Origin of the sequence: Streptomyces sp. NPDC048277 (assembly GCF_040652235.1) — a bacterium.
Classification (GTDB): Bacteria; Actinomycetota; Actinomycetes; order Streptomycetales; family Streptomycetaceae; genus Streptomyces.
Genome location: NZ_JBEZLQ010000001.1, coordinates 349,689 through 363,568, shown reverse-complemented (window position 1 = coordinate 363,568; position 13,880 = coordinate 349,689). Strand labels below are relative to the sequence as shown.

At 72.5% G+C, this 13,880-nt stretch carries 12 protein-coding genes; 3 read left to right on the top strand and 9 right to left on the bottom strand.

The window, feature by feature from the left end; all coding sequences use genetic code 11:
• Positions 1-8: 8 nt before the first annotated feature.
• Positions 9-437 (bottom strand): DUF3017 domain-containing protein, encoded by a 429-nt coding sequence (locus AB0D85_RS01765; protein ID WP_362312350.1) that lies wholly within the window; start codon positions 435-437, stop codon positions 9-11.
• Positions 427-1,281, bottom strand: coding sequence for a bifunctional methylenetetrahydrofolate dehydrogenase/methenyltetrahydrofolate cyclohydrolase (locus AB0D85_RS01760; protein WP_362312348.1), 855 nt, complete (start codon positions 1,279-1,281; stop codon positions 427-429). Before AB0D85_RS01760 ends, AB0D85_RS01765 begins: the two co-directional genes overlap by 11 nt.
• A gap of 230 nt (positions 1,282-1,511) precedes the next feature.
• Here AB0D85_RS01760 and AB0D85_RS01755 point away from each other — a divergent pair, with 230 nt between their 5' ends.
• Positions 1,512-2,111, top strand: a complete 600-nt coding sequence (locus tag AB0D85_RS01755) for an RDD family protein (RefSeq protein WP_362312346.1) — start codon at positions 1,512-1,514, stop codon at positions 2,109-2,111.
• A gap of 92 nt (positions 2,112-2,203) precedes the next feature.
• Here AB0D85_RS01755 and purH read toward each other — a convergent pair whose 3' ends face one another.
• Both purH and purN read right to left on the bottom strand, forming a co-directional pair.
• Positions 2,204-3,772 carry a bifunctional phosphoribosylaminoimidazolecarboxamide formyltransferase/IMP cyclohydrolase gene (gene purH / locus AB0D85_RS01750; protein ID WP_362312344.1) on the bottom strand — a complete coding sequence of 523 codons (1,569 nt, stop codon included), beginning with the start codon at positions 3,770-3,772 and terminating at the stop codon, positions 2,204-2,206.
• Positions 3,769-4,398 (bottom strand): phosphoribosylglycinamide formyltransferase, encoded by a 630-nt coding sequence (gene purN / locus AB0D85_RS01745; protein WP_362312342.1) that lies wholly within the window; start codon positions 4,396-4,398, stop codon positions 3,769-3,771. The genes purH and purN overlap by 4 nt, the downstream gene beginning before the upstream one ends.
• A gap of 311 nt (positions 4,399-4,709) precedes the next feature.
• Between purN and AB0D85_RS01740 the strand changes: the two genes are divergently transcribed.
• Entirely contained in the window at positions 4,710-5,444 is a 735-nt protein-coding gene (locus tag AB0D85_RS01740; protein ID WP_362312340.1) for a hypothetical protein, read from the top strand.
• 34 nt (positions 5,445-5,478) lie between these two features.
• Here AB0D85_RS01740 and AB0D85_RS01735 read toward each other — a convergent pair whose 3' ends face one another.
• The gene (locus AB0D85_RS01735; RefSeq protein ID WP_362312338.1) at positions 5,479-7,155 is read right to left on the bottom strand and encodes a DUF6350 family protein; all 1,677 of its coding nucleotides are present in this window, start codon (positions 7,153-7,155) and stop codon (positions 5,479-5,481) included.
• Positions 7,156-7,242: 87 nt separating this feature from the next.
• Between AB0D85_RS01735 and AB0D85_RS01730 the strand changes: the two genes are divergently transcribed.
• On the top strand, positions 7,243-8,094 hold the full coding sequence (locus AB0D85_RS01730) for an RNA polymerase subunit sigma-70 (RefSeq protein ID WP_362312336.1): 852 nt from the start codon (positions 7,243-7,245) through the stop codon (positions 8,092-8,094).
• A 114-nt stretch (positions 8,095-8,208) separates the two neighbouring features.
• Here AB0D85_RS01730 and sucD read toward each other — a convergent pair whose 3' ends face one another.
• From sucD to AB0D85_RS01710, 4 genes are all read right to left on the bottom strand, one after another.
• Positions 8,209-9,093 (bottom strand): succinate--CoA ligase subunit alpha, encoded by an 885-nt coding sequence (sucD, locus tag AB0D85_RS01725; protein ID WP_362312334.1) that lies wholly within the window; start codon positions 9,091-9,093, stop codon positions 8,209-8,211.
• 27 nt (positions 9,094-9,120) lie between these two features.
• The gene (sucC, locus tag AB0D85_RS01720; RefSeq protein WP_362312332.1) at positions 9,121-10,299 is read right to left on the bottom strand and encodes an ADP-forming succinate--CoA ligase subunit beta; all 1,179 of its coding nucleotides are present in this window, start codon (positions 10,297-10,299) and stop codon (positions 9,121-9,123) included.
• 448 nt (positions 10,300-10,747) lie between these two features.
• Positions 10,748-12,577: a hypothetical protein gene (locus AB0D85_RS01715; RefSeq protein WP_362312330.1), complete on the bottom strand. Its 1,830-nt coding sequence runs from the start codon at positions 12,575-12,577 to the stop codon at positions 10,748-10,750.
• 217 nt (positions 12,578-12,794) lie between these two features.
• Entirely contained in the window at positions 12,795-13,706 is a 912-nt protein-coding gene (locus AB0D85_RS01710) for a hypothetical protein (protein WP_362312328.1), read from the bottom strand.
• Positions 13,707-13,880 lie beyond the last annotated feature (174 nt).

Genomic DNA, 13,880 nt, shown 5'->3' with positions numbered 1-13,880 from the left:
CCGGATTCCTAGTTCCGCATCGTGAAGTGCAGTGTGTCCTTCAGGTACGGGATCACCAGCCAGGGGTTCGGCTGCGCCATCAACGCCAGCAGCACGATCCCCAGCCCCAGCACCCCGTACGTCGCGATGTCAGTGAACCGTGACCGGACCGCCAGCATCCCCACGCTCGGCAGTATCCAGCGCATCACCGCCCCGGCGAGCAGCGCCGCCCCGATCAGCAGCGCGCCGACCCGGAAGTGGTCCAGCGAGGTCACCAGCAACCCCACCGCGACGGTCGCCAGGACGACCAGCAGCGGCCACTGCCGGGCCGGCGCCGGCAGGTCCCCCGACGCGGCCCGGCCGCCGCCCTCGGGCCGCGCGGTGTCCCGGGTGAACGACGGGAAGCGCCGGGTCGTACGACGCCCCGCACCGTGCTCGTGGCCGCGGTCAGCCGACACTGCGCTCCGCCGCCTCGACCACGTTGACGAGCAGCTGCGCCCGGGTCATCGGGCCGACGCCGCCGGGGTTCGGGGAGATCCACCCGGCGACCTCGGCGACCCCGGGGTGGACGTCGCCGACGATCTTGCCCTCGGCGTTGCGGGAGACACCGACGTCGAGGACGGCCGCGCCCGGCTTGACGTCCTCGGGACGGATCAGGTGCGGGGAGCCGGCGGCGGCGACGATGATGTCGGCGCGCTTCAGGTGCGAGGAGAGGTCGCGCGTGCCGGTGTGGCACTGCGTGACCGTCGCGTTCTCGCTGCGCCGGGTGAGCAGCAGCGGCATCGGGCGCCCGATGGTCACGCCGCGGCCGACGACCACGACCTCCGCGCCCTTGATCTCGACGCCGTGCCGGCGCAGCAGCGTGAGCACGCCGTTCGGGGTGCAGGGCAGCGGCGCGGGCTCGCCGAGCACCAGCCGGCCGAGGTTCATCGGGTGCAGGCCGTCGGCGTCCTTGTGCGGGTCCATCAGCTCCAGGATGCGGTTCTCGTCGATGCCCTTGGGCAGCGGGAGCTGGACGATGTAGCCGGTGCAGGCGGGGTCGTCGTTGAGCTCGCGGACGATCGCCTCGATCTCCTCCTGGGTCGCGGTGGCCGGGAGTTCGCGCTGGATGGAGGCGATGCCGACCTGCGCGCAGTCGCGGTGCTTGCCGGCGACGTACTTCTGGCTGCCGGGGTCGTCCCCGACGAGGATCGTGCCGAGGCCGGGCGTGACGCCCTTCTCCTTCAGCGCCGCCACGCGGGCGGTCAGATCGGACTTGATCGCGGCTGCGGTGGCCTTGCCATCGAGAATCTGGGCGGTCATGGCTCCATCCTCGCGGATGCCGGTCTCCCGGTTCCAGTCGGGTCTGCGGTCATGATCAATCATGTTGCACTTGCACAACACCTCGCTAATCGGACTGGACAACAACTCGCCCGTCCTCAACGATGAACGGCGCAGTATCGCGGTCCGGTGGGGGGACAAACCGCTCAGTTCATGACGTACCTCCGTCCTTGTCCGCGTCGTCCCCGCAGATCCAACGGAGGAAATCGGCCATGAGTTTCGGCTCGCCCAACAACCCCTACGGCCAGCAGCCCCAGAACCCGCAGCAGGGCCAGCCCGGCTACGGCTACCCGCAGCAGGGTCAGCCCGGCTACCAGCAGGCCCCGCAGGGTGTGCCCCCGCAGCAAGGCTACGGCTACCCCCAGCAGCCGGGCTATCCGCAGCAGGGCGGCTACGGCTACCCGCAGCAGGGGTACGGTGCGACACCGCCGTACGCGAACTGGGGTCAGCGCTTCCTCGGCACGCTCGTCGACGGCCTGGTCTTCCTGGTGCCGTACATCCTGGTGCTCTTCAGCAGCAAGGCCGCGGTGCTGGGGATCATCGGGGGCCTCGCGTTCCTCGGCCTCGCGATCTGGCAGCTGATCATGGAAGGCCGCACCGGCCAGACGGTCGGCAAGAAGGCGCTGGGCATCCGCCTGGTCAAGGAGGCCACCGGCCAGCCGATCGGTGTCGGCATGGCCTTCGTGCGCCGTATCGCCCACGCCCTGGACAGCATCGCCTGCTACCTGGGCTGGCTGTGGCCCGCGTGGGACGCCAAGCGCCAGACGTTCGCCGACAAGGTCTGCGGCACGATCGTGATCCGCAGCAACTGAGCGGGCACGTCGCACGCACTTCAAGGGCCGTGTCCCCCGCGCCGGGGGACACGGCCCTGGTGTTTACGCCTGGACGCCTGCGCGTCCGCGGCTCAGTGGAAGAAGTGCCGCGTCCCGGTGAAGTACATCGTCACGCCCGCCTTCTTCGCGGCCTCGACGACGAGTTCGTCACGGACCGAACCGCCCGGCTGCACCACGGCCTTCACCCCGGCCGCGGTGAGGATCTCCAGACCGTCGGGGAAGGGGAAGAACGCGTCGGAGGCGGCGTACGAGCCGCGCGCCCGCTCCTCGCCGGCCCGCTCGACCGCGAGCTTCGCGGAGTCCACGCGGTTGACCTGGCCCATGCCGACGCCGACCGAGGCACCGTCCTTGGCGAGCAGGATCGCGTTGGACTTCACCGCCCGGCAGGCCTTCCAGGCGAAGGCGAGGTCCGCCAGCTCCGCCGCGCCCAGCGCCTCGCCGGTCGCGAGGGTCCAGTTGGCCGGGTCGTCGCCGTCGGCCTGCAGCCGGTCGGTGACCTGGAGCAGGACACCGCCGTCGACGGGCTTGACCTCGACCGGGTCGGCGGGGGCGCCCGGGGCCTTCAGCACGCGGATGTTCTTCTTCTTGGCGAGGGCTTCGAGCGCCCCCTCCTCGTAGTCGGGCGCGACGATGACCTCGGTGAAGATCTCGGCGACCTGCTCGGCCATCTCCCGGCTCACCGGCCGGTTGACGGCGATGACCCCGCCGAACGCGGACAGCGGGTCGCAGGCGTGCGCCTTGCGGTGCGCCTCGGCGACGTCCGAACCGACCGCGATGCCACAGGGGTTGGCGTGCTTGATGATCGCGACGCACGGCTCGGCGTGGTCGTACGCGGCACGGCGCGCGGCGTCCGTGTCCGTGTAGTTGTTGTACGACATCTCCTTGCCGTGCAGCTGCTCGGCCTTGGCGAGGCCGCCGCCGCTGGCGTCGACGTAGAGGGCGGCGGGCTGGTGCGGGTTCTCGCCGTAGCGCAGGGTGTTCTCGCGCTCCCAGGTGGCGCCCAGGAAGTCCGGGAACTGCGAGTCGTCGACCGGGGCGTACTCCGAGGCGAACCAGGAGGCGACCGCCACGTCGTACGACGCCGTGTGCTGGAAGGCCTCGGCGGCGAGCCGCTTGCGGGTGGCGAGGTCGAAGCCGCCCTCCGCGACCGCGGCGAGGACGTCGGCGTACCGGGCCGGGCTGGTGACGACGGCGACCGAGGGGTGGTTCTTGGCGGCGGCGCGGACCATCGAGGGGCCGCCGATGTCGATCTGCTCGACGCACTCGTCCGGCGAGGCGCCCGAGGCGACGGTCTCGCGGAACGGGTAGAGGTTGACGACGACGAGGTCGAACGGGGCCACACCCAGCTCGTCGAGCTGCTTGCGGTGGCTGTCCAGGCGCAGGTCGGCGAGGATGCCGGCGTGGACCTTGGGGTGCAGGGTCTTCACCCGGCCGTCCAGGCACTCCGGGAAGCCGGTGAGCTCCTCGACCTTGGTGACGGGGACACCGGCGGCGGCGATACGGGAGGCGGTGGAGCCGGTGGAGACGAGCTCCACGCCCGCCTCGTGCAGCCCGCGGGCGAGCTCTTCGAGCCCGGTCTTGTCGTAGACGCTGACAAGCGCACGGCGGATGGCCCGCTTGGCGCTGCTCTCGGCGGTCACTGGATAACTACCTTTCGTCCCTCAATGCGATAGCCGTTGCGGGCGATCCGCCCCACGACCTCGACGAGCAGCCTTCGCTCGACGTCCTTGATGCGCTCGTGCAGAGCGCTCTCGTCGTCCTCGTCCCGGACCTCCACCACGCCCTGAGCGATGATCGGCCCGGTGTCGACGCCGTCGTCGACGAAGTGGACGGTGCAGCCGGTGACCCGGGCGCCGTACGCGAGTGCGTCCCGTACGCCGTGGGCCCCGGGGAAACTGGGCAGCAGGGCGGGGTGCGTGTTGACGGTCCGCCCGCCGAACCGCGCCAGGAACTCCTTGCCGACGATCTTCATGAACCCGGCGGAGATCACGAGGTCGGGCCGGTGGGCGGCGACGGCGTCGGCCAGCGCCCGGTCCCACTCCTCCCGGCTCCCGAAGTCCTTGACCCTGGTCACGAAGGTGGGCAGCCCGGCGCGCTCGGCACGCGCGAGCCCCTCGATGCCGTCGCGGTCGGCGCCCACGGCGACGACCTCGGCACCGTAGGCCTCGACCCCGGTCTCGGCGATGGCGTCGAGGAGCGCCTGGAGGTTGGTGCCGGATCCGGAGACCAGCACGACGAGGCGCTTGGCCACGGGCTTGGCGGCCACGGCGGGGCCCTTTCTCGGGGGAGCGTCGGTACGGCGGCCGGTCCCGCACGGTGTTTGTACATTCGTACGAGTGCTTCACGCCCCGGGATACGGGGAAGTCTACGAAGCGGCCGACCGTCAGCAACGATACCGGCACACCGGGCGGCCCCCACGGGACGGGGGCGTGGCCGGAAGGTAGCGTCTGGGAGGTACCGGGACGGGAACGTGTCCGGGATACGGCACGTTCACGAGGTAACCAGCCGTTTCATCTGCCGTATCGATCCGCCGTATTCATCTACCGCCGTATTCATCTAGGGGAAGACGCTCACTTGATGCCGGACCGCAGCCTGGGACTTCGCCTGCTCCCCCCGCAGTCGGTGCAGGGAGGGACGCGTTTCGCCGTGCTGTTGCGGGAGCGGCCGGTCTCTCCGCCGGACGCGCCCTCGGACCGGCCGAAGGGCGACCAGCAGGACGACAACCCCTTCGCCCCGCCGCCGGAGGGCACGCCGGACAGCCCGTGGCGGCCGCGCCGCCCCTCCGGTGACCGCGACGGGCAGTCGCCCTGGGGCAGCCAGTGGAGCGACCGCCAGCCCGGCCGGCAGTCCGGCGGCTTCGGTGAGCGTCCCGACGGCGGCCCGGGGGGCGGCGGCCAGGGCGGACCCGGCGGACCCGGCATGCGCTGGGACCCGACGGACCCGGCCCAGCGCCGCGCGCGGTACGCCCTGCTGTGCGGGATGTGGGCCTTCTTCTTCGCGCTCTTCAGCTGGCCGTACGTGGCACTGCTGCTGGGCGCGCTGGCCATCTACTGGGGCGTCAGCGCGCTGCGCACCAAGCCGCGCAACCCCGACGAGGCCGCCACCGGCCGCCCGCAGACGACGGCGGCGATCAGCGGCCTGGTCACGGCGTCCCTGGCGCTGTCCCTGGTGGCGGCGACCTTCACGGCCCAGCTGGTCTACCGCGACTACTACACGTGCGTCACGGACGCCCTCACCAACGAGGCCCAGCAGTCCTGCGACCATCTGCTCCCGAAGGAGCTGCGGACCATCCTGGGGAGCACGAACAGCTGACGGGACGGGCGGCGCGTCCGGTCACGACCGGTCCCTACCGTTCCCTGCCCTCGCCCCGCTCGGACGCCTCCCACGACGCCGCCCAGCGGTCCCTGCGCGCCACCTCGTCCTGCCAGACGCCCGACAAGGGGGCTGACCGGGTGTGGTCGTAAGGGTCGGTCGGCGGAACGCCGTACGGCTCGGCCGAGGAAACCCCGTACTGCTCGACCGGCAGCGCCTCGTACCGCTCGAACGTGTCGGCGTCGCCCCGGTCGGGCGGAAGCGCGGCCGCGGGAGCCGGGGGTGCCGGCGGTGCGGCGGTCTCCTTCTGCTTCTGCTTCTGCTTCTGCTTCTGCTTCTGCGCGGGCTGCTTCTCCCCCGCCGTCCGCGTGCTGCCGAACCCCAGCCAGGCCGCGAACGAGGCGATGCTCCGCCCCCGCCACGCCCGTACGCCCAGGACCGTCGACACCCCCACCCCGACGACCCAGGCGGCGCTCGCCGCGCCCGTCTGCCACCAGACCGGGCCGAAACGCGTGAGCCCGGAGACGCCCAGGGGACCACCCGCCAGTTCGGCCAGCGCCGCGAGCAGCAGCGCGCACAGCAGCGCGGCCAGCGCCACCACACCGGCCGTGCGCCCCGCCGACCAGCGCCGCTCGGCCGCCCGCCGCACCACGAACCACGCCACCGTCACCCCGGCCGCCACGGGCACCGTCAGGGCCAGCCAGTTCACCGGCGTCCCGGGCCCGCTCCCCGGTACGGCCGCCAGCAGGGGGAAGGGCGGGAGGAGCGGGGCCGGGTCGGAGGCCAGGGGGTTCACGACATGCCCGGCGCCGAGCGCGAAGCCGGGGCCGACGGCGTACGAGGCCGACCACACCGACGCGTTCGGGATGAGGCAGACGCAGAGGAGCAGGACGGCGCAGCGCCCCGTCCAGCCCGCCGTCAGCTGGAGGAAGGAGGCCCGTGTCGCCTCGCCGTGCGCCAGCAGCGACACCGCGAGCAGCAGCGTCCCGCCCCCGAAGAACACCGTCACCCCGGCGAGGGACGCGCGGACGGCCGTACCCCACCGCACCCGGGTGTCCCGCCCGAGCAGCATGCGCCGTACCGCCCGCGGCAGCAGCGGCAGCAGGCGCAGCAGCGGCTCGCGCGGACGGCCGTACGCCGTCCACACCCCGGCGCCCGCCGCGGCCGTCGCGAGCAGCGGCAGACACACCGCCACCCACCCCCACACGGGGCGCAGTTCACCGCCGGACGCGTAGAGCGCGGCGCAGCCGCCGACGCCGAGGTAGCCGGCGACGACCCCGGTCCACGCGGTACGGGCGCGGACCGGCGGGGGCGGGTCGATGTCGTCGGCGTCGCCGTCGTCGTCGGAGGCGTCCACCGCCTCGCGCGCGCTCCGGTACAGCAGCAGCACCGGCAGCACGAGCAGCAGCAGCGGCGTCACCGCCATCGGGGCCGGTACCCCGGACAGGGTCTGGATGCGGACCAGTTCGACCCCGTGGGCGAGGAGCCACAGCGCCACCGCGAGGTGCAGCGCGCCGCCCGGCCCGCTGTCGGGATACGGCGAACTGACCCACAGCGCCATCACCAGGACGGAGAAGCAGCCGAGCCCGAGCCCGGCCGCGAGCGCACCGCCCAGGAGGCTCGCGGCCAGCCCGGGGGAACGGTCGCGCAACCGGGTGAGCAGGGCCGACAACGACGGTCGGCGGACGGTCATGTTCATCACGACCGCCATGCTCCCAACGACACGCGCTTTCCCGTCGTAACAGGCGAACCGCCGAAGTGTCGCCCAATATACGTTTATGTGTTTTTTCGTAGGAAGGTGCGCACGGTGACGCAGAGCCCTGGCCACACCGACGAGGCACTACCGTCCCCCGCCCTGACGCCCGATCAGGCCTTCGACGCGCTGTACGCGTTCTGCGCCCCGGCCCTCGTACGGCAGACCTATCTGCTCACGGGGCGCCGGGAGCTGGCGCGGGAAGCGGTCGAGCGGGCCTTCCAACTCGCCTGGCAGAACTGGCCGCAGGTGGCCCGCGACCGGGACCCGGCCGGCTGGGTGCGGGCGGCGGCGCACGAGTGCGCGCTCTCGCCCTGGCACCAGTTCCGCCCGCGCTACCGCCACCCCGAATCCCCACCGGCCGACGCGGCCGACCGCGCCCTGCTGGACGCGTTGCTGACACTCCCGCCGTCGTACCGCCGCACGCTCCTGTTGTACGACGGCGTCGGGCTCGATCTGCCGGAGACGGCGGCGGAGACGGAGGCGAGCACGCCCGCGACGGCCGGCCGGCTCACACAGGCGCGCCGGGAGGTCGCGGCGCGGGTTCCGGAACTGGCGGACCCCGCGGTGCTGCACCGGCGGTTGACCGAACTGGCCTCGGTGGAGCGGTTGCGTGCCGCTCAGCCGCCGACGGTACGGACGTTCGCGGAACGCCGGACCCGTTTCTGGACCCGGTCGGCCCTCGCCTTCACGGCGGCGATCGTCGCGGCGACGACGCTGACGCTGCGGACGGCGCCGACGCACTACGAGGCGCCGATCGGCCCGGCACAGGCGATCAGCGGGGTGCCGGCGGAGGTGGGGATGGGGCCGCTGTCGGCGGGCGAACAGGCGCTGCGGGCGAAGCTGCGGGGGCAGGCCGAGAAGGGGCCGGAGAGACTGGTGCCGGTGGCGAGGTAGGCATGCCGTGGGCACAGCGGCACCCCGCAAGCGCGGGTGAGTAAACGTCGGCAGGCCCGCCCCCGCACCGGGGAACGGGCCTGCCGACGTTCAGCTGAACGCGTGTCGCGACGCTCAGCCCGCGAGGATCTCGCGCGCCAGCTTCGCCGTCTCCGTCGGGGTCTTGCCGACCTTGACGCCCGCGGCCTCCAGGGCCTCCTTCTTCGCCTGGGCAGTGCCCGACGAACCGGAGACGATGGCGCCGGCGTGACCCATGGTCTTGCCCTCCGGCGCGGTGAAGCCCGCGACGTAGCCGACGACCGGCTTGGTCACGTTCTCCTTGATGAACGCGGCGGCCCGCTCCTCGGCGTCGCCACCGATCTCACCGATCATCACGATGAGGTCGGTGTCGGGGTCGTCCTGGAACGCGGCGAGCGCGTCGATGTGCGTGGTGCCGATGATCGGGTCGCCACCGATGCCGACGGCGGTCGAGAAGCCGATGTCACGGAGCTCGTACATCATCTGGTACGTCAGCGTGCCGGACTTCGAGACCAGGCCGATACGGCCCGGCTTGGTGATGTCGCCCGGGATGATGCCGACGTTGGACTGGCCGACGGTGATGATGCCGGGGCAGTTCGGGCCGATGATCCGGGTCTTGTTGCCCTTCTTGCCGGCGTACGCCCAGAAGGACGCCGAGTCGTGCACGGCGATGCCCTCGGTGATCACGACGGCCAGCGGGATCTCGGCGTCGATGGCCTCGACGACCGCGTCCTTGGTGAACTTCTCCGGCACGAAGATGACGGAGACGTTGGCGCCGGTCTTCTCGATGGCCTCGGCGACCGTACCGAAGACCGGTACCTCGGTGCCGTCGAAGTCCACCGTCTGCCCCGCCTTGCGCGGGTTCACGCCGCCCACGACGTTGGTGCCGTCGCCCAGCATGAGCTTGGTGTGCTTCATGCCCGTCGAGCCGGTCATGCCCTGGACGATGACCTTGCTGTCCTTGTTGAGCCAGATAGCCATGGTGTGTTGTGTCCTCGTCCTGAGTGCTTACTTGGCGGCGTGGGCCAGCTCGGCGGCCTTGTCGGCCGCGCCGTCCATGGTGTCGACGCGCTGCACCAGCGGGTGCGCGGCGTCGGTGAGGATCTTGCGGCCCAGCTCGGCGTTGTTGCCGTCGAGACGGACGACGAGCGGCTTCGAGACGTTCTCGCCGCGGTCCTCGAGGAGCTTCAGGGCCTGCACGATGCCGTTGGCGACCTCGTCACAGGCGGTGATGCCACCGAACACGTTCACGAACACGGACTTGACGTCCGGGTCGCCCAGGATGATCTCCAGGCCGTTGGCCATGACCTGGGCGGAGGCGCCGCCGCCGATGTCGAGGAAGTTGGCGGGCTTCACGCCGCCGTGCTTCTCACCGGCGTACGCGACGACGTCCAGGGTGCTCATGACGAGACCGGCGCCGTTGCCGATGATGCCGACCTCGCCCTCGAGCTTGACGTAGTTGAGGTTCTTCTCCTTGGCGGCGGCCTCGAGCGGGTTGGCCGCGGCCTTGTCGTGCAGCTCGTCCCAGTCGTGACGGAACTCGGCGTTGTCGTCGAGCGACACCTTGCCGTCGAGGGCGATGACGTCACCGGAGGCGACCTTCGCGAGCGGGTTGACCTCGACGAGGAGGGCGTCCGACTTGATGAAGGTGTCCCAGAGGGTGACCAGGACGTCGGCGACCTTGTCGGCGACCTCGGCCGGGAACTTCGCGGCGGCGACGATCTCCTTGGCCTTGGCCAGGTCCACACCGTCGATCGCGTTGATCGGGGTCTGGGCGACGGCCTCGGGGCGGGTGGCCGCGACCTCCTCGATCTCCATACCGCCCTCGACGGAGGCGATGGAGAGGAAGGTGCGGTTCGCACGGTCGAGGAGGAAGGAGACGTAGTACTCCTCGAGGATCTCCGGGGCGGTCTCGGCGATCATCACCTTGTGGACCGTGTGGCCCTTGATGTCCATGCCGAGGATGTCCGTCGCACGGGCGACGGCCTCGTCCGCGGAGGCGGCCAGCTTGACGCCACCGGCCTTGCCACGACCACCGACCTTCACCTGCGCCTTGACGACGGACTTGCCGCCCAGCCGCTCGGTGATCTCGCGCGCCGCCTCAGGCGTGTCGATGACTTCACCGGCCAGCACCGGTACATCGTGCTTGGCGAAGAGGTCCCTCGCCTGGTACTCGAACAGGTCCACGCGCTTCCGTCCCTATCAGTGATCTCGCGGTTCGTTGGATGCGTGGGCGTGCCGCGAAGGGCAACGTGACGTCCGCATGGGTCACAGGGGAAGCGCACACGGTGTCCGAGCGCGCGGCATGTCCGTCTCGCAGGTTATCGCCGCTTGCAGGGGGTCCCTAAATCGAGGGTCACACCTGAGCGGTGATACCTGTCACATGATGCCGGGTATCCCGGGATTTCCTGGCACGGCGTGCCGCCTTGGCATGCCTTGGGGACGAAGTGCGAGGCCTCACCGGGCTGGGGTTGGCCCGGTGAGGCCTCAGGCCTTCAGGGCCGGCCTTAAGGAACGGCCCTGGAGGCTTGGCCGGCGATCACCGTCCCATGGGGATCGACCGGCCGGATCCGTGGGGCTCCGGCCCGGACGGACCGACGGTGTTCGGTCGTCCGGGCGCGGCCGCCCCTCGGAGTCAGACGGAGTAGGTCCTGGCGGCCTGCGGGCCGTGGACGTACTCCGGGGTCAGGGAGTCGGCGAGCTGCTGAACGCCGGTGACCGCGTGCGCGGCCAGCGGGGTACCGGTCGCGTCCTGCGCGAGCGGCGCGGCGGCCGCCACGACCGGCCGGACGTCGCTCACCACGCCGTGGGCCAGCGCCTCGGCGCCGCCGACGACCGGCCCGGCCAGGTCCTCCGCATAGGTGGCCACCTGACCGGTCACCCCGTACGCGAGCGGCGGGACGGCGCCCACGACCGGCCGGACGTCACCCACCACGCCGTGGGCCAGCGCCCGGGCGTCCGCCACGGCCTGCCCGGCGACCGGCACGACCCCGTGCACGGCGGTCGCGGCGACGGGCGGCAGCACGGCGCCGACGGCGTCCTGAGCGACCTCTCCGGTCAGCCCGGTGGCGTACGGCGGCACGTCCGCGACGGCCGGGTACACACCACCGACGACACCGACGGCGACACCCTGAACACCGGTCACGGCCTCCGTGGCGCTGCCATGGACGCCGGTCACGGCCTCCGCAGCGCTGCCGTGGACGCCGGTCACAGCCTCCGTAGCGGTGCCATGGACGCCGGTCACAGCCTCCGTAGCGGTGCCGTGGACGCCGGTCACCGCGTCCTCGGCGACCGGCAGCACCGCGGCGACGGCGCCGGTGGCCGTGCCCTCGACACCGACGACCGCGCCCCGGGCGACCGGCACGACTCCGGCGACCGCGCCGGTGGCGGCGCCCTCGACACCGACGACCGCGCCCTGGGCCACCGGCACGACTCCGGCGACCGCGCCGGTGGCGGCGCCCTCGACACCGCCGACCGCGCCCTGGGCCACCGGCACGACTCCGGCGACGGCGCCGGTGGCGGCGCCCCGCACTCCCCCGACCGCCGATCCGGCCACCGGCACCACGCCGTGCACCGCGTCGGCGGCCACCGGTGGAACGACCGCGGCGGCCGTGCCGGTGACGACCGGCGTCACCGTCCCCGGCACGGCCCGCACCGTGCCGACCACGTGCTGCCCGACCCCGTCGACCGTCCCGGTGACATGCCCGGGAACACCGACGACGGTCGCGCCGGCCGCGGTCGTCGCCCGGCCGGCCGTGCCGACGACGGGACCGGCGGTACGGCCCGCGCCGGCCACCGTGCTCCGCACCTTCGTGCGCACGGCCCCGTCGACGCCCTGCGCCTGGGTGCGGGCGGCCGCCTGGGTCGCCTGGAGCTTGGTCTGGGCGGCGGCCAGCGCCTGCTCGATCTCCGGGGCGAAGGAGGCGAGGGGGCCGAAGAGGTAGTCGATGTCGTCCCGGGGGACGGCCGGGGAGGCGGCGTCCGTGACGGCCTCGGCGGCCGTGTGGTGGGCGGTGTGCGCGGTGCGCCCCGCGTGGGCCCGGACCTCGGTCGCGGTCTCGGTGACGGTCGCGGCACCGGCCTCCGCCTCGGCCTCGGCCTTCGCCGCGCGGGCCGCCCGGGCGCCCTGGATGGCCTGGCCGCCCCTGATCCTGGCGGCCGCGGTGTGCCGGGCCTGGTCGGCGGTGCCGGTCGAGGTCCCGGTCGACTGCTGGGTGTCGTGCACGGTGGTCGTCGCCTTCGCTGTCGTGTCCGCGACCGTCGAGGTGACGGTGCCGGTGCCGGTGACGTCGGACACGACGCCGTCGACCGTGTCGGTGAGAGTGCCGGTCAGGCTGTCGGTGGCGTCCGATGCGGAGACGGTCGCGGCGGGCAGTTCGTCGGCGCTGGCCGCGGCCGAGCCGAGCGCCCACGCGCCGGTCACTCCGGCGGCTATGACGATGGAGCGGCGGATGTTCTTGTTCATGCGTGCGTCAGATCCTTCGGTGCTCCGGTGCGTTCGGGACGCGGACACGGAGCCGGGAGAGCCTCCGGCGGTGCCGGAAGCGCGGCTGGGGACATCGCCGTCCGGAAGATGCGAAGGGGGATCCGGGGAAGGGGATCCTCAGGGGGGTCCGGACGGACGGGCAGACCTGTTCCGCCCCCGCGCGACAGGTCTGGGGCGGGGAAGGGGGTCGCCGGTCCTAGCCGGGGAAGACGGGGATGTCCCGGAACCGGTCCCGGGTTCCGGCCGCGTCCGCACGCGCGGCGACACCGGGCGCGAGCCTCAGCGGCGCCCGGTCGACGAAGGTCACGGCGTACACGTCACCGTGTCGCGAGGCGGTGCCGTCGGCCGCCGACTTGCCCAGCGCGCCGTCCGGGTCTCCGGTGGGCGCGGGACGGGTGGGCGCGTCGACGGTGCGCACGGCACGGTGGGCGGCGGCACGCAGCGCCCGGTCCGAAGCACGGGTCACAACGGTGATCCGCGGCCCGTACGACACGGCGGCGGTCGCCGCTGCCTTCGTACGGGCCTTGTCCTGCCCGGCGTCGTGCGTGACCGGCGGCTGCGGCTGCCCGGGGCGAGGCGCCGAGGTGACCGGCGCGGGGAGCAACCCGCCCGGCAGCTCGGAGACGATCGGCAGCTCCGGCAGCTGCACCACCGGCGCGGCGGGCAGCACGGGCAGCTGCACCGGCAGCTCCGACACCTGCTGCACGGTCTCGCCGAGCGTCCGGGTCACGGTCGAGGTCACCGTCTCCGTCACGGAACGGACGACCGTGCGCACCTTGGGAAGCTTGGGAACCTCAAGCGCCTTGTCGACCACCGGAACCACGGGCACGGCCTCGGTGACGGGCTTCCGCGTCGCTGTCGCCCTGTGCGGCTGCTGCTTGGCCTTGTGGTGCGGCGCCAGTACGTCCCGCAGCGGCACGTTCTGGGTCACGACCGACGTCAACGACGGTGTCGAGGACACCCCTTCGGCCGCCTGCGCCTGCTCCCCGCACAGGAAGCCGAGCGCGAGCAGTCCGCCGACCAGCAGCGCCAGTTGCAGCGCACGCCGTCCCGTCGCCGTACGCAACACGCGCACGGCGGCACCGGACAGAACTGCTGGCGAGGTCAAGACGGGGAGGATCCTCCCGTGCGGCGGAACGGAGCAGAGGTGGCCCAGCGGCGTGAAGGCCGGTGAAAGACCAGTGGAGACTTCGATCCTTGCACGGGACTCCCGAGGTTGCGCAAGCCCCCCGTTACCGATGGGTAGTCATGTCCGTTTTGACGCCTGCCGCCGGGTATCACT

What these genes read in the sequence shown, in the direction of transcription:
- AB0D85_RS01715 (WP_362312330.1), bottom strand. Translation starts at nt 12,577, where the DNA reads ATGAACAAGAACATCCGCCGCTCCATCGTCATAGCCGCCGGAGTGACC.
- AB0D85_RS01760 (WP_362312348.1), bottom strand. Translation starts at nt 1,281, where the DNA reads ATGACCGCCCAGATTCTCGATGGCAAGGCCACCGCAGCCGCGATCAAG.
- AB0D85_RS01755 (WP_362312346.1), top strand. Translation starts at nt 1,512, where the DNA reads ATGAGTTTCGGCTCGCCCAACAACCCCTACGGCCAGCAGCCCCAGAAC.
- sucD (WP_362312334.1), bottom strand. Translation starts at nt 9,093, where the DNA reads ATGGCTATCTGGCTCAACAAGGACAGCAAGGTCATCGTCCAGGGCATG.
- AB0D85_RS01740 (WP_362312340.1), top strand. Translation starts at nt 4,710, where the DNA reads ATGCCGGACCGCAGCCTGGGACTTCGCCTGCTCCCCCCGCAGTCGGTG.
- AB0D85_RS01735 (WP_362312338.1), bottom strand. Translation starts at nt 7,155, where the DNA reads ATGGCGGTCGTGATGAACATGACCGTCCGCCGACCGTCGTTGTCGGCC.